Below are 19,676 nucleotides of genomic sequence, written 5' to 3' on the forward strand. Positions count from 1 at the left end.
CAGATCTCATTGGAGGCGGCTGCGCAAACTTCCGGATCATGCTGTGCCGCTGGCTCGCCGCCTGTAGGCCATCTCCGCCAGTGAGATGTCGGTCACCGAGTCCGCGCCTGACGCCAGGGGTATTTTCCGGTCGACGATATCGGCGACGAAGGCGTCGGCTTGGCGCCGAAATGCCCAACTGGCTGTGCGCACCAGCCGGGTGGATGCGCCGTCCTGATCGACGATGACCTGTGCCTCCTGGTCGGCGAAGGGAGCGGGCAATTCGATGGTCAGGCCGCCGCGCTCAAAATCGAACGTTAGTCCCTCGCGCCAGGAACCTTCGGCTCGGTTCACGAGATCCAACGTGCAACCGATGCCGTTGAAGTCGAGGGCAATGCGCGCGGCACCCGAAGCCTCGATCGTGCTTTCGAGGAGCGTCGGCGCTGGTCCGAGCAGGTAGCGCGCCAGATTGATGACATGGCTGAAGACATTCAAGAAGGTGTCGTAGCCCGGCCGCATCGCGTGCGGCATCCAGTCGGGGCCATCCTCCCAGAGCTCGAGCCCGTCCGGCCGCGCTTCGCCGGTCATCACGAAATTGTCCTGCGCCCGGCCCGTGTCGCCGCCGAAGCACCAGCCTCGCGCGGCGACGATGCGTCCCAGCGACTGGTCTGCGCGGATACGCGCCAACTCGGCCAGCGCGCGTGCCACACCGGCGTCGTGTCGCTTCATATAGCCGATGCTGTAGATGAGGTCCTGTCGCCGCGCGGCTTCGACCAGTGTCTCGGCCTGAACCGTCGTGTAGGCCATCGGTTTTTCCGACAGCACGTGGCGGCCGCTGTTCAACGCGTCCAGGACGATCGGTCCGGTCGCGCGCCGCTTCGTGACGACGACCACGGCGGACACCTCGCTGTCCGCAAGCAACTCCCGGTGCGTGCCGTAGACCCGTGAGATACCGAACTTCTGTGCCGCGGCGGCAGCAAGATCCGGCCGGAGATCGGCGATCGCGACGACGCGGCAGGCGGGATTGGCAGCGAAATTGGCGAGGTGGCACATCTGGCCGACCATGCCCGTCCCGATGATGCCAATGCCTGGCTTCACTGGCTATGATTCCTTGGAGCGCTTTCGGATGACGAGGAAGTGCGCCGGCTGTCCCCAGGCGTTGATGAACGCCGGATCCGTCTGGGTAAGGGCAGTGACCGCGGACGCATCCCGTCGCAAGATCGCGCCAAAGATGCGATGGAAACTGTCGAGCGTTGCCGTGATGGCTTCGATGTCGGCAGCATCGTCCGCGAGAATGTCCGTCGTCCGGATCGTCTCGCGCAGGGACGCGAGCCTCGCGACCACGCGCGGCAGGCTCTCGCCGAAGGGATGGTCGATCATCGCATCGACATCGAGAACCAGCGTCTCGATAGATGCCGAGATCGCCTCCACTCCATCGGCGTTGCCGACCAGATAGAGCTTTCGTCCGCCAAGGAAGCTCAGGCGGCTGCGGTCGAGATGGCGCGCCGCGCGCCGCAGCTTCTCGTCGTCGGGCAGAACCTTCTTGTGCCAGTAGACGTCCAAGCTGTCGCGATAGGCCGGCCATGCCGAATGGATATCGAAGCCCTGTTCATGCGCCGCGGTGCACAGGGCCGCCGCGTCGAGGAAGTACCGATGCCGGACGAAGGGATTTTCGAGCACGTCCATCAGCCAGGATTCGAAGCTGCGGGTGTGCGGAATGCTGCTCCATTTCGCATCGAACAGCATCGTCGCCGTTTCGAGCGCAGGACGGCCTGTCAATGTCTTGCTCGCCGCATGGATCGCCTTGAGCGCGAGCTCGAAGAAGCCGCCATGGCGCTCGTAATAGGACACAACGGCGTAACCGTCGGGGTTGAGCAGCCGGTGGAAGACGCCGAGCCAATTTTCGGTCGGCTGCACCGTGTAGATGAATCCTTCGGCATCGATGATGTCGAATCCGCGGTCGTTGCGGAATCCCTCGACATCGGCCAGTGCGAGCTCGCGGAGACGTTCGGTCAGGCCGAAATGAGCGAAATAGGCCTGGATCTTCGGGTGTGCATGCCGGTTCGGCTCGGCGAGCGTCATATTCGCGCCCCAGCCCGCAAACACCAGAGCATTCTCGCCGGAATCAGGACCGAATTCGAGCACCTCGGCATTGCGGAACAGCCGCGGCGGCAGCACCAGCTTGTCCGAGAACAGTTCGCGCCGCTGGCCGCCGTAAGCCTCGAGCTCGGCGGACGACTTGAAATTTCCGAACGTCGGCAGAACGTCCTGACGTTCGTAGTAGTTGAAGAGCTTGTCCTCAGCCATGCCGCGACCCTGCGGCCGCCTCGAGACGATCAAGCTCGCTCCAGATGTCGGAGGGCGCGAAGATCGAAACGATGTGCAGCGGCCGCGTCACATTCTCGCGCAGCCGGCTACTGACCTTGGCTTCGTTCTCCTGGTTCACGGCGAGAAGACAGACGAGCGGATCCGACTTGCTGGCGAGATCCTCCGGCGAGCGGATCGGAATGCCGGTGCCGGGCAGGAACAAGCCTTGGCGCTCTTTCTGATCGTCGACCGAGAGGTCGACGAGATCCGCCAGCTCGTGGCCATTGGTGAAGGTGCAGGCGCGGCAGCCGGCGCCGTAGATGGCGATCTCGGCGCCATTGGCCCGGGCCTTGGCGAGGATCGGACGAAGCCGCGCGCCATATTCCCGTGCACGTTGACCGAACTTCTCGCCGACTCCCGACGGCGCAGCCGGCGGCGTCACGCGGCCAGCGGCACGACGAGCGGCGATCGCGAGGCTGCCGCCGCTGAAATTGTACTTCTTCACGGACATCGCTTCGAAGCCGCGGCGGGCCAGCAGCGCGAGCAGGGTCGGCTCGGTGAAGTAGCTGACGTGCTCCTCCCAAAGGACGGAGAGGTCGCCCGCCGTCGAACCGGGATCAAAGTCGGGCACGTCGATGAACAGCAGCCCATCCTCGCGCAGCGCGATCTTCACGCAGTCGAAGAAGTTCTCGAAATCGACGATGTGCTCCAGCACCTGGCGCGAGACGACGAGGTCGAACTTGCCGGCCTGGGCAACGGCGTCGTGACACAGTGCCGGGCTGATCATGTCGGAATAGACCTTGATGCCGCGCTCGCGGGCGATCTTGCCCGACACAGGGTTGGGCTCCACGCCCACCAAGACCTTCGCGCCGCGCTCGCGCAGCTTGTCCATGAACAGGCCATCGTTGCATCCGATCTCGAACACGGACTGATGTTTCGAGAACTTCGCGATGGTGTCGAGCTCGTCCGCCTGGTGCGGCTCCGGCTTCCAGCTGCTGAAATTGTAATTGAATTGGCGATAAAGAATTTCGGGATCGATGGGCTTGACGATCTGCGGCAGGCCACATTCACCGCAAGCCAGCACCTCGAACGGATACCGTTCCTCCTGCTCGTTTCGGCTGTGCCGAAGCCTATGCGCAATCGGCATCAGGCCGAGGTCGATGACCGGTCGTAGGTTGGCCGAATGGCAAAGGCGGCAATGGTCGGTCACTGGTCTGGCTCTTTGCAGGAATGACACGGGGACAACAGCCCCGGGTGAAAACGAGCTATGGCGGAATCTGGGTGATGACGGTGTGAGGAAGGCGGCGTATCGAGGCGGGTGACGAGCCTGCCAGAACCTCTCGAGGAGAGCGATACGCCATGACCGAGACTACCAATGTTCTTGCTTTCCGTCAGCCGTCCGCGGTTGATGATCCACTGACCGATATCGTTCGTGCCGGCGCGCGGGACCTGCTTGCCAGGGCGATCGAGATCGAGGTTGGCGCGTTTCTGGCCAGCACGGCCAATCTGACGCTGCCCGACGGTCGAGCGCGCCTGGTCCGACATGGGCACGGTCCGGTGCGCGAGATTGCGACCGGCATCGGTCCGGTGGAGGTCGCTCGTCCCAAGGTCCGCGACCGCGGAGCGAGCGGGCCAGGCGACCGCCTCCGCTTCAGTTCGGCAATCCTGCCGCTATGGGCGCGGCGGACGAAGAGCCTGGATGCCTTGATCCCGGTCCTCTATTTGCGCGGCATCTCGACCGGCGACTTCCAGGAGGCGCTCTCGGCGCTGCTCGGCAAGGATGCGCCGAACCTGTCGCCTTCGGTGATCGCCGGCCTGAAGGCCGATTGGCAGGTCGAGTACGAACGCTGGCAGAGACGCGATCTGTCGGCGCGTCGCTATGTCTACATCTGGGCCGATGGCGTGTACCTGCAGGCCCGCATGGAAGATCACAGCGAATGCATGCTGGTGCTGATTGGCACCACGCCGGAAGGCAAGAAGGAGCTGATCGGCTTCCAGGTCGGCGTGCGCGAGAGCGCGCAGAGCTGGCGCGAACTCCTGATCGACCTGCGGCAACGCGGGTTACGGATTGCCCCGCAACTCGCCATCGGCGACGGCGCCCTCGGCTTCTGGAAGGCACTGGACGAGGCCTTTCCCGGCACGCGGCACCAACGATGCTGGTGCCATAAAGTGAGCAACGTACTCGACAAGGTCGCCAAATCCGTGCAGGGCCCCATGAAGAACGACCTGCGGAACATCTATCTGGCCCCACACCGGGCCGAAGCTGAAACCGCGATCGACGTCTTCGTCGAGAAATACCACGTCAAATACGGACGTGCGGTGGAGTGCCTGATCAAGGATCGCCATGCGCTGCTCGCCTTCTTCGACTTCCCTGCTGAGCACTGGATCCACCTACGCAGCTCGAACCCGATCGAGAGCGTCTTCGCCACGGTGCGCCACCGAACGGTGCGGACCAAGGGATCGCTGTCGCAACAAACTGCGAAGCTGATGGTGTTCAAGCTCATCGACGCCGCATCGAAGACCTGGCGGCGATTGAAGAGCACGAACCAGTTGCCGAAAGTCATCGCCGGTGTAAAGTTCATCGACGGAATCGAAGTCATTCCGAACACTGAAAGCCACGCCGCCTGATCAGGCCGCGTCACCCAAAATCAGCCATAGCTCGGTGAAAACTCAACGTAGTTGAAGCCTATATAGTGGCTCAGCCTGCGCCACAATTCCTAAGTTGCCTTGTCCCGGCGCCACCGGCGGCCAGAACAGCGCGGCGTCACAACACGGCCGCGTTTGAACAACCCATCCGGCTCATCCCGCTCACCGCTGCAGTTCCGTGTAGTGCGGCGAAATGAGTGGGATGACTCGATCCAACTTGTTGATGTCGAGACAGACGCTGCTGCGACCATCAGGTGGCGCCATAGTATAACCTAACCACCGCAGTGCGCCTATCGAGCTCCTGAAACGGAATCCTCGCAGGCGGGCGTGGGTAGAGCCAGCAGCCAAGCGGACCCGCGTACTCCAGGCCGGCGGCGAGGTGGTCGGTATTCTCCTCTTGCCAGTCGGCAGATCGTCCTTCAGTTGCATGAGCTCGCCACGCCCTTGCGTGGCCGAAGGCGCTTCCTCGAGGACGGCCTTCATTAGTGCGGCGAATCCGATGTCGTTGGGCGGCGGAATTCCCGGCGTAGCGCGATAGCGCCAGGTCTCTCGCCGTGGCGGGCAGGGAAAAATTCGAGATAGGAAACGGTGCAGTTGCCACTCGGGACGAGGTCAGGGTTCTGAAAATCTCCGCAATAATCTGTATAGACATACGATCGCCCGCATTTTTCGTCGCGCAACATCATCTGTCCAACGTTCACGTCATTGGCGCCGAGACACCGGGACCGAAATGAGATGATGGTGCTGTTCTCTATCTGGAGCTTCACGACCTTCGGTACGGGATCAGCAGCGCCAGCACACGTCTGATTGAGCCGTGACCCTCGAGCACCCAAGGTGTCCATAACGCCTTGGAAGAGAGGAGAGCGAAGCTCGCCATGGCAGCCAACGTCAGCAGCGTCCAGACGAAATCACCCAGTAGTGCGATCCCTTGAGAGGCGGCGTAGGACAGGCCCTTGGGCGCGAGGTGCTCGAGTAGCGCGTTGCCTATAACGGTGAGGTCGTGCACAAAACTGTACTGCCCGTAGTGACCGCTCTTTCCCAGGATGGTTAGACGCAGCATGATCACGGCCGCGATCACCAGCCAGAATGGGGCAAGGCGCGCGAGCCTACGCTTCCACGGCTCGCGAGAGGACCAGGTCAGCATGATGCGGAGCGATTCAAGCGCGATCAGAATTTCAAGCGACAACGAGAAAAACAAGGCGAACGGCGCCGCCCATCGAAGTGCCCGTAACTTCGAATATGTGAACGCGTAGGACAGCAAATAGAACAGCAAGAAGAAGTCGTAGACCGCGTTGAGTGTCAGGCGAATTGCATAGAAAGGGCTGAGCAGGAACATGGCCGTGACAAGGGCGGCGATCCTTCTCGTATATGGTGATCGTGACAGGATGGAGTGGAGCAACAAGCCGTTAACCAGATGACAGCCCAGTCCGATGACCCGTGCGGCGACATCGGGAGTATCGTTCAAAAGCGTCACGAACAGCGTCATGGGAATTGCGAAGCCGGCGTGTGCCGACTCCCACAGCACGCGAGCAACGCCGGCTGGACCCTGAGTCCAGTAGATCTAGGGTCTGTACCTAAATAGCGCCACGTGATTCTCTTGCCTACGTGTTGATTCGGAGGCGAGAGAATGCGCGCTGGTTTGTTTTGGCTGAACGACAGGCAATGGGCGCGTATCGAACCGCATCTGCCGAGGGGACTGACGGGGCCGGATCGGGACGACGACCGACGCATCGTCAGCGGCATCATTCACATGCTGCAATCGGGTGCACGATGGCGTGATTGTCCACGTGAATACGGCCCTTACACGACGATCTACAATCGCTTCAATCGCTGGGCCAAGCGAGGACGATGGTGCGCAATCTTCGAAGCGCTGGCCAAGCCTGGCGAAGACGGCGTCGTACTGTCGCTCGACTCGACCTCGATTAAAGCTCACCGGTGTGCCTCCGGCGGAAAAGGGGGGAGCACAATCAAGCAATCGGCCGCTCGCGCGGAGGCCGCACGACAAAAATCCATGCGCTGAGCGATCCGCTCTGCCGGCCGGTCGTCCTGCATCTGACTCCAGGCCAGGATGCCGATATCGCTGCGGCTCCCGATGTCCTGGCGCTCGCGCCACCCATGAGCGTGCTCCTCGCCGACAAAGGGTATGATGGCGACAAGCTTCGCGGCGAAATCATTCGTCGTGGCGCCAAGCCCGTAATCCCCAATAAATCTAACCGTGTCGTCATCCATCGCTTCAACAAACGCGCCTACAAAGGACGAAATGTTATCGAACGCTGCTTTTGCAGGCTCAAGGACTTCCGGCGCATCGCCACGCGATATGACAAGCTCGCCCGTAATTTTTTGGCCGCTGTTCATCTCGCCGCTCTCGTCGCATATTGGCTCAATTGAGTCTGGACCCTAGTCTAGCCCGTCTTATTCGTAAGAGTGCGCCTGAGGGCTGGCGAGCGTGGTGTAAAGCGCTGATGCGGCGTAGGATTCGGTTGCGAAGCCACCCCATCACCTTCAACCGCGAACGCCACGCCCGCCATGACCGACGATACGATTCCGCCCTTCTCGTTTCCAGCCGTTCACGCCAAGAAAGTCACAGCTGCCTTCGATGGCGGTCGCCTGACCTCGAACGGGGGCGTGATGCTTCTGGCGATGGCCGAGCGGCGTCTCGGCTTGGCCGACAATCTGGCCCGGGTGTTCCCGGATCGGCGCGATCCGACGCGGGTCGTGCACAGCCTTGTCGATATGTTCCGCGCGCGCATGTTCGCGATCTGCTGCGGCTACGAGGACGCCGACGACCTCGATCATCTGCGGTCCGATCCCGCATTCAAGCTGGCCTGCGGACGGCTGCCGGACACGGGCCGCGATCTGTGTTCCCAACCGACGCTGTCGCGGCTGGAGAATGCTCCGCGCCTGCGCGACGTGATCCGACTGACCTACATTTTGGTCGACGCATGGATGGATAGCTACCCGCGCGAGCCGGCATCCGTCACGCTCGACATCGATGATACCTGCGATGTCGTCCACGGCCATCAGCAGCTCTCGCTGTTCAACGCTCATTATGACGAACGCTGCTTCCTGCCGATCCACGTCTACGACACGGAGAAGAGCCGTCCCGTGGCGGTCGTGCTGAGGCCCGGCAAGACGCCGGGCGGCGTCGAGGTGCGTGCCCTTCTGCGCCGCCTGGTACGGCATATCCGCACGCGGTGGCACAACACGCGAATTACGTTCCGTGGCGACGGGCACTATGCCCGGCCGGAGGCCATGGCGTGGTGCGAGACCAACGGCATCGACTACATCTTCGGTCTGTCCGGCACCAAGCCTCTCGCCAGAAAAGTCGACGAGGTCGCCGACGACATCCGCACCCGACGCGCCATCGAGAACCTGCCGGTTCTGCGTGGCTATACCGAGACGCGCCACAAGGCAAAGTCCTGGGATCGCGAACGGCGCACCGTCGCCCGTATTGAGGCGACGATGCTCGGCCTCGACATCCGTTTCGTCGTCACCAGCCTCGATGTCGGCTCGGCCGAGTGGATCTACGACAGCCTGTATTGCGCGCGCGGCCAAGCCGAGAATCTGATCAAGCTGCATAAGACGCAGCTCGCCTCCGACCGCACCAGCTGCCGTTCGGCGCTCGCCAACCAGGTCCGTCTCGTGCTCCATACGGCCGCTTATTGGCTGATGCTGACCGTGCGCGACGCCATTCCCAAAGTCCGGGAATTGGCCGCTGCCGAGTTCGCGACGCTGCGTCTTCGGCTCTTGAAAATCGCCGCCCGTGTCGTCGAGACCACGAGCCGCATTCGCCTTGCGTTTGCCGCCGCATGTCCCGAAGCCGACCTGATCTGCGGCTTGCCCGGCGCGCTGCTGCCGCTCGGTCCTTGACCGGCGGGGCGTCCGCCCCCGTTCGCCCAACCCATCCCTCAAGCGCGTTGCAAAGTACCGGTCGTCAGGCGGCGAAAAGCCGAAGGCAATCCTGTGCGCCTCGTCAGACAAGATGTGCGGCCGCATCAATCGGGCCCAAAAGCCGCACTCTCACGAATAGGACGGGCTAGCCCGTCTTATTCGCGAGAGGGCGCCTGAGAGGCTGGCGAGCGTGGTGTAAAGCGCTGATGCGGCGTAGGATTCGGTTGCGAAGCCACCCCATCACCTTCAACCGCGAACGCCACGCCCGCCATGACCGATGATACGATTTCAGACCACTATCGAGAAGCAAGAATTCAACACAAATAAAACCTCTGCCTCGCGCTCGATCTCTTCATGCTTGATAGTCTCGTTTCGGAGGCTGAGCACCTACCGCGTCTAATAGGCCGCTCGCGCCGGTTTCTTTGGACGCGGCACGACCGCGACTCCACGTTTCGGCACAGAAATGATCGGGAGTCACTCAATCTTTCTTCAACTTAACCCGTCTTATTCGTAAGAGTGCGCCTGAGGGGTAAAGCGCTGATGCGGCGTAGGATTCGGTTGCGAAGCCAACCCCATCACCTCCAACCGCGAACGCCACGCCCGCCATGACCGACGATACGATTCCGCCCTTCTCGTTTCCAGCCGTTCACGCCAAGAAAGTCACAGAGAGCTGGCCCCGCAAATTCGGACAGTAGCTTGAGTGGATTTTCTGCCTGACAGCGGCGAGGATTCTTGCTGCGAATCAGGAGCGAAGATGACGAAGAAGAGCCGCCGGACGCATTCTCCGGCATTCAAGGCGAAGGTTGCTTTGGCTGCGGTCAAAGGCGACAAGACACTGGCGGAGCTGGCGCAACTGTTTGATGTTCATCCGAACCAGATCACGATCTGGAAAAACCAGCTCCTGGAAGGCGCCGCCGGCGTGTTTGGGCATGACAAGACATCGGCCGAGACGCCGGTCGATTTGAAGGCGTTACATGCCAAGATCGGCGAGCTGGCGTTGGAAAACGATTTTTTGTCCGGCGCGCTCACCAAGGCGGGCCTGCTGAGCGCAAAGCGATGATCGACCGCGATCATGATCTTTCTATCGTGCGCCAGGCGAAGGTCCTGAAGCTGGCTCGCAGCACGGTCTACTATGAACCTCGGCCAGTTTCGGCCGAGGACCTTGCCTTGATGCGTCGGCTCGATGAGCTGCATCTCGATTATCCCTTCGCGGGAGCGCGTATGCTGCGATCGTTGCTGCGGCGGGAGGGCGTATACGCCGGTCGCCGCCACATCGCGACGCTGATGAAGCGCATGGGGATCGAGGCGGTCTATCGTCGCCCGAACACGAGCAAGCCGGCTCCGGGTCACAAGATCTACCCGTACCTGTTGCGCGGATTGAAGATCGAGCGGCCCGACCATGCGTGGGCAATGGACATCACCTACATTCCGATGCGGCGTGGCTTCGTCTATCTCGCGGCGGTCGTCGATGTGTTCAGCCGACGGGTCCTGGCCCATCGCGTCTCGATCACAATGGAGGCGGCCTTCTGCGTCGAAGCGGTCCAGGAGGCGTTGGCGAAGCACGGCAGGCCCGAGATTTTCAACACGGATCAGGGCAGCCAGTTCACCAGCCTCGAGTTCACCGATGTGCTGCTGGACGCGAAGATCGCCATCAGCATGGACGGCAAGGGCGCCTGGCGCGACAACGTGTTTGTCGAGCGGCTCTGGCGCACGGTCAAATACGAAGAAGTATATCTCCGCGCCTACGACAGCGTGTCCGAGGCGCGAGCGTCAATTGCCAAGTATCTGGCCTTCTACAATCAGGGACGCCCTCACTCGAGCCTTGACGGGCGCACGCCCGACGAGGCTTACTTCGGCACGCAAGCTATGGTGATGGCCGCATGACCGTCGCCGACGGTTTTGTCGTCGCTCTGGTCGGGCTACGCCCTCCCGACGCAACGACAAAACCGTAAAGCCCCGCGTTCAGCATAACCCGGCAGGAATCCACTTAAATCCAGCGGGGCGCTGTCCAAACAACCGGGGCCAGCTCTCAGCTGCCTTCGATGGTGGGCGCCTAACCTCGAACGGGGGCGTGATGCTTCTGGCGATGGCCGAGCGGCGTCTCGGTTTGGCCAACAATCTGGCCCGGGTGTTCCCGGATCGGCGCGATCCGACGCGGGTCGTGCACAGCCTGGTCGATATGTTCCGCGCTCGCATGTTCGCGATCTGCTGCGGCTACGAGGACGCCGACGACCTCGATCATCTGAGGTCCGATCCGGCATTCAAACTGGCCTGCGGTCGCCTACCGGACACGGGCCGGGATTTGTGTTCCCAGCCGACGCTGTCGCGGCTGGAGAATGCTCCGCGCCTGCGCGACGTGATCCGGCTGACCTACACTTTGGTCGACGCATGGATGGATAGCTACCCGCGCGAGCCGGCATCCGTCACGCTCGACATCGATGATACCTGCGACGTCGTCCACGGCCATCAGCAGCTCTCGCTGTTCAACGCTCATTATGACGAACGCTGCTTCCTGCCGATCCACGTCTACGACACGGAGAAGAGCCGGCCCGTGGCCGTCGTGCTGCGGCCCGGCAAGACGCCGGGCGGCGTCGAGGTGCGTGCCCATCTGCGCCGCCTGGTACGGCATATCCGGACGCGATGGCACAACACGCAAATTACGTTCCGTGGCGACGGGCACTATGCCCGGCCGGAGGCAATGGCGTGGTGCGAGACCAACGGCATCGACTACATCTTCGGTCTGTCCGGCACCAAGCCTCTCGCCAGAAAAGTCGACGAGGTCGCCGACGACATCCGCACGCGACGCGCCATCGAGAACCTGCCGGTTCTGCGTGGCTATACCGAGACGCGCCACAAGGCAAAGTCCTGGGATCGCGAACGGCGCACTGTCGCCCGTATTGAGGCGACGATGCTCGGCCTCGACATCCGCTTCGTCGTCACCAGCCTCGATGTCGGCTCGGCCGAGTGGATCTACGACAGCCTGTATTGCGCGCGCGGCCAAGCCGAGAATCTGATCAAGCTGCATAAGACGCAGCTCGCCTCCGATCGCACCAGCTGCCGTTCGGCGCTCGCCAACCAGGTCCGTCTCGTGCTCCATACGGCCGCTTATTGGCTGATGCTGACCGTGCGCGACGCCATTCCCAAAGCCCGGGAATTGGCCGCTGCCGAGTTCGCGACGCTGCGTCTTCGGCTCTTGAAAATCGCCGCCCGTGTCGTCGAGACCACGAGCCGCATTCGCCTTGCGTTTGCCGCGGCATGTCCCGAAGCCGACCTGATCTGCGGCTTGCCCGGCGCGCTGCTGCCGCTCGGTCCTTGACCGGCGGGGCGTCCGCCCCCGTTCGCCCAACCCATCCCTCAAGCGCGTTGCAAAGTACCGGTCGTCAGGCGGCGAAAAGCCGAAGGCAATCCTGTGCGCCTCGTCAGACAAGATGTGCGGCCGCATCAATCGGGCCCAAAAGCCGCACTCTCACGAATAGGACGGGCTAGTACACAGTCCAATCGTCGCCGAAGATCTCTCGCGCGAACAGCGCGGGCACGCTCGCAACAAAGGCGAGAGCCAGACCCACGTAGACATATCCAGCGCCCGCTCGCTCCCGTTCTCGGAGAGCCGCTGCTCTTGGACCTGCATTCACTCGAGAATCATCGAACCCGGCGGAATTGGCCATGGTCCTAAGCTTTGACTCGTTTGTTCAGATATTCCGCGGCGAGCGCGCCGATCTTCGTGACATAGTCCTGGACCGCGGCAGCGTCGCTGCCGTCCGGGGCCCAGTCGGGAAATGCGGTGCGGGAGGGATCGAAAGGGCCGGCGGTGGTTTCGTGAAACACCAGCCACTCCGAGGTGATCAGGATCGAGTGATAGACCTTCTCGGGCATCCGGTAATAGCAGAGGGCGGCATGTCCGTAGGGTGCCATCTCGAGCACGTCGCGAATGCGGCCGTCGTCCTCGAAGATCACGACCTGCGCGGTACCCTCGATCAGGTGAAACGATTCAGGTTTGCCAAAATGCTTGTGAGGTCGGACATAGGCCTCGCGATGATGCACGATCAGCATCTCGTGCAGGCCCGACGAGGGATCGGGATGCGTGCACAGCCGGCTGCGCAGGCGCGGGTTGCCGGTGGCGATACGCTTCAGCTCCGCGATCGTGGCGTCGTCTGCCGTGACGATCGCGTCGTCCGAATAGTACACTTCCGGATTTTGCGCGCGCAACGAGGTCGGCCGGCGCAGGCCTGCTTCATTCGAAGAAGATGAACCCATGGTCGCCTCGATACCCGCATTTGTCGTAGATCCAGGCCCATGTTTCCGGACCGTGGAAGCTCAGGCAGGTGAGCTGCCAGTAAAGCAGATTGGCCTTCTCGCGCTCGTTGCGGAAGGATTCGACCATCAGATATTTCGAGGCGCCGCGTCCGACGCGCTCGATCTCCGACACGGCGCGGAAGACGTCCTCGAGCGGAAGATTGTGCAGCACGCCGAGCGACACCACGAGATCGAAGCTGTGATCGGGATAGGGGAGCTCGACGGCGCTGCCGACCGTCAACAGCGGCCGCACCTCCTCCTTGGCATTGGCGATGCCGTAGTCGGAGATGTCGATGCCGGCGATCCGGAGGTCGGGGACGAGCTGGGTGAACTCGTAGAGCAGGTAGCCCTTGCCGCAACCGACGTCGAGCACGCTCATGCCCGGCTTGATGCCGTAGCGATCGATCAGGGTCTGGGCCAGCGGGCGCCACCGGCCGTCATAGCGATAGCCGCCGTAGCCGTAGCGCCGGTCGCCATCCCAGTAGTCGCGGCCCCATTGCCGTGCGACGGTGGCGGATTCCGCCTTGTCGTGCTCGACCACGCGCTGGACGTAGTTCCGCTTGGTCGATGCGTGCATCGGCTGGAGCAGGTTGATCGCGGTCATGGGGGCGAACCGGTCCGCGCCATCGTCACAGGATGGTCGCGAACTTATTGACGAGCAGGATGTCCTCGACCGTCTGGATGTCTTTCTGCGACGACAGCGTGATCTCCTCGACCGCTGCGTGGAGGTCGCAGCCCTCGCGCAGCACGCGGTCGTAGATCTGCCGCCGCCGTGCCTCGTCGGGCGGCAGCATGAAGATGCTGTAAAGAATCAGACCATGCAGCCGCGGCAGCTCGTCCAGGATGTCCTCGAGCACCATGTAGCTGCCGGGCATGGTGTGCTCGGCGGCGCTCAGCAGATAATGCAGGTTCTTGCGCCGCGCGTAGTCGCGGATCACGATGTTCTGGACGTGTTGCGGGGTGCGGCTGCCGTTCAGCGGCCGGGCGCCGATATAGCCGCGATGGCCGGCTCGCTCAGCCATGGAAGCCTCCGGGCAGCTTGTATTGCATGCCTACTCGCGTTGCCGGGCGGAGCAGGATCGGCTCGAAGAACTCGCCGAAGCGCTTGTCCGCGTAGGGCGACATGATGCTCTTGAAACGGCAGTTCATGCTCCAGCGCGTGCCGGCTTCCTCGTTGACGCGATTGCCGTGCATCAGGGTCTGGTTGAACAGCATCACGTAACCGTAGGGGATCTCGATGAAGGTCGCGTGCGGCTTGATGGTCTTGTACAGCTCTTCGGCGCTGCGCAGGCTGGCCATCCGGTCCTGCATCTCGCCGTTCAGGGACGGCGGCAGCAGATACATCGATTTGGTGCGGCGGACGTCGACGAGCGGCACCCACACCACGACCTCGAACGGCGAGTCGCCCGACCAGACGTCGGAATGGGTGGCGAGCAGCGACGAGCTGTCGCCGGGGAGCTGGATGCTGAGATTGACGCGCCGCTGCATGCAGAGCTCGTTGCCGACGATGGTCTCGATCGTCGAGCGCGCCAGACGAAAGTAGGTCGGCCGGAACCACGGTTCGGCGTTGAGGCCGTTGAACACGTGCAGCCGCAGCCCATTGAGATCGTCCACGCTCACCCGCGTGTGGATGGTGTCGAGCATCGCGTAGGGATCGTTGCTGTGCGGCAGCTTGAGATAGTCCGCCGCGAGCTCGGCGGCACGACGCTGGATCCGGTCGAGGCCGGCGCGATCGTCAGCCGGCGTGGTGACGAAGCCATCGTCGATGAAGCGCTGCGCCAGCGCCTGCTCGTCGGCGTGGAGGAAGTCCGTGTCCGTCATGCAAAATACTCCCGGGCGGTCGCGCAAATATAGCTGATGTCGGAGGCCGAGAGGAACTGGTTGATGGGGAGGGTGAGGATCTGGTCTGCCTGCCGTTCCGTCACCGGGAACGCGCCGCGGCCAAGACCCAGATGCGCAGCCGCCGGCTGCAGGTGGATCGGGACCGGATAGTGGATCGCGGTCTCGATGCCCTTGTCTGCAAGATATTTCTGGAAGTCGTTGCGACGGTCGGTCTGCACGACGAAGGTGTGGAAGGTGTTGAACTCGATGTTGCGGCAGGGCGGAATGAACAGCGGCAGGCCGGCGAGCTCGGTGCGGTATTGCGCGGCGTTGCGCCGCCGGCGTTCGATCACCGACGGCAGGTGACGCAGCCGAATGCGCAGCACCTCGGCCTGAAGCGTGTCGAGCCGCGAGACGATGCCCCATTCCTGGACGTCGCTGCGGTTGATCAGGCCGTGATTGCGCAGCCGGCGGATTCGCGCGGCGAGTTCGGCATCGGCAGTGACGAGGAAGCCGGCATCGCCGGCGGCGTTGAGATTCTTCAGCGGGTGGGCGGAGAAGCAGCCGAACGTGCCGATGGTGCCGCTCATCCGGCCGTCATAGGTCGAGCCGATCGCCTGGGCGCTGTCCTCGATCACGGCGAGCGCGTGCTTGTCCGCGATCGCCATCAGCGGGGTCATGTCGGCCATGCGCCCGGTCAGATGCACCGGCATGATCGCCTTGGTGCGGGGGGTGACGGCAGCCTCGACCGCGGCAGGATCGATGTTCTGGTCCGGCAGCACGTCCGCAAATACCGGCGTGGCGCCGACCGCGATGATCGCGGCGGTTGATGCCACGAACGAATTCGGCGGGGTGATCACCTCGTCGCCGGGGCCGATGTCGAGGGCCCGCATGGCGAGGATCAGTGCGTCGGTGCCGGAATTCAGCGTCACGACATGCGAGGAGCCGAGATAGGCGGACAATTCCTCCTCGAGCTTCGCAACCGCCGCCCCGCCGATGAAATCGCCGCGCTGGAAGACACCCTCGACCGCCTGCATGATCTCGGCGCGTTCTTCCTCGAATTGCGCGGGAAGATTGACGTAGCCGATGCGCCGGCGGCCGGTGTCAGCGTCCATGGCAGAACTTCCTGACGGTCTCGATGACGCGGTCCTGCTGTGCGCGCGTCAGATGCTGGTCGACGGGGAAGCTGATGACTTCCTTGGCATGGCGATCGGTGACCGGGAAGGTGCCGGGCGTGTAGCCGAGATGCTTGAGGCCTTCCTGCTGATACAGCGGGATCGGATAGTGGATCTTGGCCTCGATACCGTTGTCCAGGCAGTATTTGTAGAGCTCGTCGCGGCGCTCGGCGAACACCATGTAGAGATGGTAGACGTGCTTCACGTTGGGCCGGCGCGGCGGGATGCGCAGGCCGGGCAGGCCGGCAAGCCCCGCGTCGTAATAGGCCGCATTCTCGATCCGGCGCCGGGTGATCTCGCTGGTCTGGCCGATCAGCCAGTTGCCGACAACCGCCTGGAGGGAATCGAGCCGCGAGTTGCAGCCGAGTATCGCGATCTCGTCGCGGTTCTTCATGCCGTGGTTGCGGATGAGGCGGAGCCGCTCGTTCATCCCGTCGTCATTGGTGACGACGACGCCGGCATCGCCCCAGACGTTGAGGTTCTTGAGCGGATGCAGCGAGAAGCCGGCGGCGATGCCGTGGGTGCCGGAGCGCTTTCCCGCGAACTCCGACAGGATGCCCTGGCAGGCATCCTCGACAACTGGAAGATTGTGGCGCTGGGCGATCGCCATCAGCTTGCCCATGTCGGTGACCTCGCCGGTGAGCTGAACCGGCATGATCGCCTTGGTCTTCTCAGTGATCGCGGCTTCGACCTGGTCGACGTTCATGCAGAAGGAGTCGTCGCAGTCGATCAGCACGGGCGTCGCGCCGGTCTCCGCGATCGCGCCGACAGTGGCGATGAACGTGTTGGCGGCGGTGATGACCTCGTCGCCATGGCCGATGCCGAGCGCCTTGAGCGGCAGCTTGAGCGCGTCGGTGCCTGATCCGACGCCGATGGCGTGACGCACGCCGATCAGCTCGGCAAAGCGCTTTTCGAATTCGGCGACGGGCTTGCCAAGGGTGAAGTCACCGGTCGCCACCAGCCGGCCGATCTCGGCCAGGATCGGAGCGGGGTCGGCGAATTGCTCGACTGTCCTGTTCGTCGTCGCGTTTGCGCTGATCTTCTTCCAGACCTTCGTGCTCAACGGCCGGTGGAAGCTGATCATGCGCGCGCTGGGCGTGCCGCTGAACTGGCTCGCGGGCTGGCGGATCCTCATGATCAGCCTCTGGTTCAATCAGGTGTTGCCGTCGTCGGTCGGCGGGGACGCGGTGCGGATGTGGCTGCTCCGCCAACGTGGCGTGCAGTGGTCGGAGGCGGTCAAGGGCGTTGCGGCAGACCGCTTCACGGCGTTGATCGGGCTGATCGTGCTGATGGTGGCCGGATTGCCGTTTCTGCTGTCACGCGTGTCCAATCCGGCCGCGATCCTGGCCATCGGCGGATTGACGCTGGCGGGCGTCGCCGGCACCGTGGTCCTGTTGACGCTCGACCGTCTGCCGAAACGCCTCATCGCGCTTCCCGCGATCGCAAGCTTTGTCCGGTTCGGAGCGCTCGTCAGGTTTCTTCTGCTGCAATCCGAGCGCCGCGGTTTGCTGTTCGGATCCGCGCTTCTCATCCATCTCGTGACGGCGGCCGCCTGCTACACCCTGGCGCGCGGAGTCGGAGCGCAGCTTTCCGTGCTGGACGCGGGCATCCTGATCCCGCCGGTCGTGCTGTTGACGGCCGTTCCGATCTCGATCAGCGGCTGGGGCGTGCGTGAGGGGGCGATGGTTGCCTGCCTCGGTCTTGCGGGTGTGCCGTCCGAGGAAGCGCTGTCGGTTTCACTCCTGCTGGGTGCCATCAGCGTGATCGTTGGCCTCGCCGGCGGCGTGATCTGGCTGGCGAGTCCGGAGCGCGGGTCGTATTCCGCTGACAAGGCCGCCAGGGCGGCGGAGGAAGCGCCCGGTTTCGCGCTGGGGCAGGGCACGGAAGTCTCGAGCCACTCATGACCTGCATAAGCCCATTGCCGATCTGGTCTTCACAGGGTGGGATTATCTCATTCGCTCGCGTATCTCATATCTCGGTTCCACGATGAAAAACCTGTTCTACCCCGTCTTATTCGTAAGAGTGCGCCTGAGGGGTAAAGCGCTGATGCGGCGTAGGATTCGGTTGCGAAGCCAACCCCATCACCTCCAACCGCGAACGCCACGCCCGCCATGACCGACGATACGATTCCGCCCTTCTCGTTTCCAGCCGTTCACGCCAAGAAAGTCACAGCTGCCTTCGATGGTGGGCGCCTAACCTCGAACGGGGGCGTGATGCTTCTGGCGATGGCCGAGCGGCGTCTCGGTTTGGCCAACAATCTGGCCCGGGTGTTCCCGGATCGGCGCGATCCGACGCGGGTCGTGCACAGCCTGGTCGATATGTTCCGCGCTCGCATGTTCGCGATCTGCTGCGGCTACGAGGACGCCGACGACCTCGATCATCTGAGGTCCGATCCGGCATTCAAGCTGGCCTGCGGTCGCCTACCGGACACGGGCCGGGATTTGTGTTCCCAGCCGACGCTGTCGCGGCTGGAGAATGCTCCGCGCCTGCGCGACGTGATCCGGCTGACCTACACTTTGGTCGACGCATGGATGGATAGCTACCCGCGCGAGCCGGCATCCGTCACGCTCGACATCGATGATACCTGCGACGTCGTCCACGGCCATCAGCAGCTCTCGCTGTTCAACGCTCATTATGACGAACGCTGCTTCCTGCCGATCCACGTCTACGACACGGAGAAGAGCCGGCCCGTGGCCGTCGTGCTGCGGCCCGGCAAGACGCCGGGCGGCGTCGAGGTGCGTGCCCATCTGCGCCGCCTGGTACGGCATATCCGGACGCGATGGCACAACACGCAAATTACGTTCCGTGGCGACGGGCACTATGCCCGGCCGGAGGCAATGGCGTGGTGCGAGACCAACGGCATCGACTACATCTTCGGTCTGTCCGGCACCAAGCCTCTCGCCAGAAAAGTCGACGAGGTCGCCGACGACATCCGCACGCGACGCGCCATCGAGAACCTGCCGGTTCTGCGTGGCTATACCGAGACGCGCCACAAGGCAAAGTCCTGGGATCGCGAACGGCGCACTGTCGCCCGTATTGAGGCGACGATGCTCGGCCTCGACATCCGCTTCGTCGTCACCAGCCTCGATGTCGGCTCGGCCGAGTGGATCTACGACAGCCTGTATTGCGCGCGCGGCCAAGCCGAGAATCTGATCAAGCTGCATAAGACGCAGCTCGCCTCCGATCGCACCAGCTGCCGTTCGGCGCTCGCCAACCAGGTCCGTCTCGTGCTCCATACGGCCGCTTATTGGCTGATGCTGACCGTGCGCGACGCCATTCCCAAAGCCCGGGAATTGGCCGCTGCCGAGTTCGCGACGCTGCGTCTTCGGCTCTTGAAAATCGCCGCCCGTGTCGTCGAGACCACGAGCCGCATTCGCCTTGCGTTTGCCGCGGCATGTCCCGAAGCCGACCTGATCTGCGGCTTGCCCGGCGCGCTGCTGCCGCTCGGTCCTTGACCGGCGGGGCGTCCGCCCCCGTTCGCCCAACCCATCCCTCAAGCGCGTTGCAAAGTACCGGTCGTCAGGCGGCGAAAAGCCGAAGGCAATCCTGTGCGCCTCGTCAGAC

17 protein-coding genes are annotated in these 19,676 nt (G+C 63.1%); 7 read left to right on the forward strand and 10 right to left on the reverse strand.

Annotation, left to right across the window (positions count from 1 at the left end; translation table 11 throughout):
- Positions 1–36 precede the first annotated feature (36 nt).
- From ABIF91_RS33595 to ABIF91_RS33605, 3 genes are read right to left on the reverse strand one after another with little or no spacing between them, the layout of a single operon-like run.
- Complete coding sequence (locus ABIF91_RS33595; protein ID WP_028182221.1) at positions 37–1,077, reverse strand: Gfo/Idh/MocA family protein; 1,041 nt, start codon at positions 1,075–1,077, stop codon at positions 37–39.
- Between the two features lie 3 nt (positions 1,078–1,080).
- Positions 1,081–2,286 carry a class I SAM-dependent methyltransferase gene (locus ABIF91_RS33600; protein WP_028182220.1) on the reverse strand — a complete coding sequence of 402 codons (1,206 nt, stop codon included), beginning with the start codon at positions 2,284–2,286 and terminating at the stop codon, positions 1,081–1,083.
- The gene (locus ABIF91_RS33605) at positions 2,279–3,433 is read right to left on the reverse strand and encodes a methyltransferase domain-containing protein (RefSeq protein WP_424579840.1); all 1,155 of its coding nucleotides are present in this window, start codon (positions 3,431–3,433) and stop codon (positions 2,279–2,281) included. Before ABIF91_RS33605 ends, ABIF91_RS33600 begins: the two co-directional genes overlap by 8 nt.
- A gap of 212 nt (positions 3,434–3,645) precedes the next feature.
- Here ABIF91_RS33605 and ABIF91_RS33610 point away from each other — a divergent pair, with 212 nt between their 5' ends.
- Entirely contained in the window at positions 3,646–4,914 is a 1,269-nt protein-coding gene (locus tag ABIF91_RS33610; protein ID WP_038952271.1) for an IS256 family transposase, read from the forward strand.
- 781 nt (positions 4,915–5,695) lie between these two features.
- On the opposite strand, the gene ABIF91_RS33615 is transcribed toward ABIF91_RS33610, so the two are convergent.
- Positions 5,696–6,418, reverse strand: a complete 723-nt coding sequence (locus ABIF91_RS33615; RefSeq protein ID WP_035696257.1) for a hypothetical protein — start codon at positions 6,416–6,418, stop codon at positions 5,696–5,698.
- A gap of 141 nt (positions 6,419–6,559) precedes the next feature.
- On the opposite strand from ABIF91_RS33615, the gene ABIF91_RS33620 reads away from it, so the two are divergent.
- The 4 genes from ABIF91_RS33620 (at position 6,560) to ABIF91_RS33635 (ending at position 12,139) form a co-directional block, all read left to right on the forward strand.
- A protein-coding gene (locus tag ABIF91_RS33620; protein ID WP_110115998.1) for an IS5 family transposase occupies positions 6,560–7,320 on the forward strand; the annotation gives its coding sequence in 2 pieces (ribosomal slippage) (positions 6,560–6,899 and positions 6,899–7,320; 762 coding nt in all).
- Between the two features lie 138 nt (positions 7,321–7,458).
- A complete protein-coding gene (locus ABIF91_RS33625; protein WP_424578699.1) occupies positions 7,459–8,802 on the forward strand; it encodes an IS1380-like element ISBdi2 family transposase in 1,344 nt (447 codons plus the stop codon).
- Between the two features lie 775 nt (positions 8,803–9,577).
- Positions 9,578–10,707 (forward strand): IS3-like element ISRj2 family transposase gene (locus ABIF91_RS33630; RefSeq protein WP_129557670.1). Its coding sequence is split into 2 segments (ribosomal slippage): positions 9,578–9,830 and positions 9,830–10,707, totalling 1,131 coding nucleotides; the frame shifts between segments, so codons are not numbered across the junction.
- 97 nt (positions 10,708–10,804) lie between these two features.
- On the forward strand, positions 10,805–12,139 hold the full coding sequence (locus tag ABIF91_RS33635) for an IS1380 family transposase (RefSeq protein WP_424579841.1): 1,335 nt from the start codon (positions 10,805–10,807) through the stop codon (positions 12,137–12,139).
- Between the two features lie 353 nt (positions 12,140–12,492).
- Here ABIF91_RS33635 and ABIF91_RS33640 read toward each other — a convergent pair whose 3' ends face one another.
- The 6 genes from ABIF91_RS33640 to ABIF91_RS33665 are packed head-to-tail and all read right to left on the reverse strand — an operon-like array spanning position 12,493 to position 17,070.
- Complete coding sequence (locus tag ABIF91_RS33640; RefSeq protein ID WP_050995247.1) at positions 12,493–13,077, reverse strand: WbuC family cupin fold metalloprotein; 585 nt, start codon at positions 13,075–13,077, stop codon at positions 12,493–12,495.
- Complete coding sequence (locus tag ABIF91_RS33645) at positions 13,055–13,720, reverse strand: class I SAM-dependent methyltransferase (protein ID WP_028177950.1); 666 nt, start codon at positions 13,718–13,720, stop codon at positions 13,055–13,057. The genes ABIF91_RS33640 and ABIF91_RS33645 overlap by 23 nt, the downstream gene beginning before the upstream one ends.
- 25 nt (positions 13,721–13,745) lie before the next feature.
- Positions 13,746–14,138: an LIC12192 family sporadic carbohydrate cluster protein gene (locus tag ABIF91_RS33650; RefSeq protein ID WP_028177951.1), complete on the reverse strand. Its 393-nt coding sequence runs from the start codon at positions 14,136–14,138 to the stop codon at positions 13,746–13,748.
- Entirely contained in the window at positions 14,131–14,937 is an 807-nt protein-coding gene (locus ABIF91_RS33655) for a sporadic carbohydrate cluster 2OG-Fe(II) oxygenase (RefSeq protein WP_028177952.1), read from the reverse strand. Before ABIF91_RS33655 ends, ABIF91_RS33650 begins: the two co-directional genes overlap by 8 nt.
- Positions 14,934–16,052, reverse strand: a complete 1,119-nt coding sequence (locus ABIF91_RS33660) for a DegT/DnrJ/EryC1/StrS family aminotransferase (RefSeq protein WP_028177953.1) — start codon at positions 16,050–16,052, stop codon at positions 14,934–14,936. The genes ABIF91_RS33655 and ABIF91_RS33660 overlap by 4 nt, the downstream gene beginning before the upstream one ends.
- The gene (locus tag ABIF91_RS33665; protein ID WP_424579631.1) at positions 16,042–17,070 is read right to left on the reverse strand and encodes a DegT/DnrJ/EryC1/StrS family aminotransferase; all 1,029 of its coding nucleotides are present in this window, start codon (positions 17,068–17,070) and stop codon (positions 16,042–16,044) included. The genes ABIF91_RS33660 and ABIF91_RS33665 overlap by 11 nt, the downstream gene beginning before the upstream one ends.
- Here ABIF91_RS33665 and ABIF91_RS33670 point away from each other — a divergent pair.
- Complete coding sequence (locus ABIF91_RS33670) at positions 17,051–18,016, forward strand: lysylphosphatidylglycerol synthase transmembrane domain-containing protein (RefSeq protein WP_051393895.1); 966 nt, start codon at positions 17,051–17,053, stop codon at positions 18,014–18,016. The two genes, ABIF91_RS33665 and ABIF91_RS33670, sit on opposite strands and share 20 nt — an antisense overlap.
- Before the next feature lie 207 nt (positions 18,017–18,223).
- Positions 18,224–19,567 carry an IS1380-like element ISBdi2 family transposase gene (locus ABIF91_RS33675; RefSeq protein WP_208086440.1) on the forward strand — a complete coding sequence of 448 codons (1,344 nt, stop codon included), beginning with the start codon at positions 18,224–18,226 and terminating at the stop codon, positions 19,565–19,567.
- The last annotated feature ends 109 nt before the right edge of the window (positions 19,568–19,676 follow it).

Source organism: Bradyrhizobium sp. USDA 241, from assembly GCF_049739505.1.
GTDB classification, from domain to species: Bacteria; Pseudomonadota; Alphaproteobacteria; order Rhizobiales; family Xanthobacteraceae; genus Bradyrhizobium; species Bradyrhizobium liaoningense.

What these genes read in the sequence shown, in the direction of transcription:
- ABIF91_RS33600 (WP_028182220.1), bottom strand. Translation starts at nt 2,286, where the DNA reads ATGGCTGAGGACAAGCTCTTCAACTACTACGAACGTCAGGACGTTCTG.
- ABIF91_RS33605 (WP_424579840.1), bottom strand. Translation starts at nt 3,433, where the DNA reads ATGCCGATTGCGCATAGGCTTCGGCACAGCCGAAACGAGCAGGAGGAA.
- ABIF91_RS33610 (WP_038952271.1), top strand. Translation starts at nt 3,646, where the DNA reads ATGACCGAGACTACCAATGTTCTTGCTTTCCGTCAGCCGTCCGCGGTT.
- ABIF91_RS33615 (WP_035696257.1), bottom strand. Translation starts at nt 6,418, where the DNA reads ATGACGCTGTTCGTGACGCTTTTGAACGATACTCCCGATGTCGCCGCA.
- ABIF91_RS33625 (WP_424578699.1), top strand. Translation starts at nt 7,459, where the DNA reads ATGACCGACGATACGATTCCGCCCTTCTCGTTTCCAGCCGTTCACGCC.
- ABIF91_RS33640 (WP_050995247.1), bottom strand. Translation starts at nt 13,077, where the DNA reads ATGGGTTCATCTTCTTCGAATGAAGCAGGCCTGCGCCGGCCGACCTCG.
- ABIF91_RS33645 (WP_028177950.1), bottom strand. Translation starts at nt 13,720, where the DNA reads ATGACCGCGATCAACCTGCTCCAGCCGATGCACGCATCGACCAAGCGG.
- ABIF91_RS33650 (WP_028177951.1), bottom strand. Translation starts at nt 14,138, where the DNA reads ATGGCTGAGCGAGCCGGCCATCGCGGCTATATCGGCGCCCGGCCGCTG.
- ABIF91_RS33655 (WP_028177952.1), bottom strand. Translation starts at nt 14,937, where the DNA reads ATGACGGACACGGACTTCCTCCACGCCGACGAGCAGGCGCTGGCGCAG.
- ABIF91_RS33660 (WP_028177953.1), bottom strand. Translation starts at nt 16,052, where the DNA reads ATGGACGCTGACACCGGCCGCCGGCGCATCGGCTACGTCAATCTTCCC.
- ABIF91_RS33675 (WP_208086440.1), top strand. Translation starts at nt 18,224, where the DNA reads ATGACCGACGATACGATTCCGCCCTTCTCGTTTCCAGCCGTTCACGCC.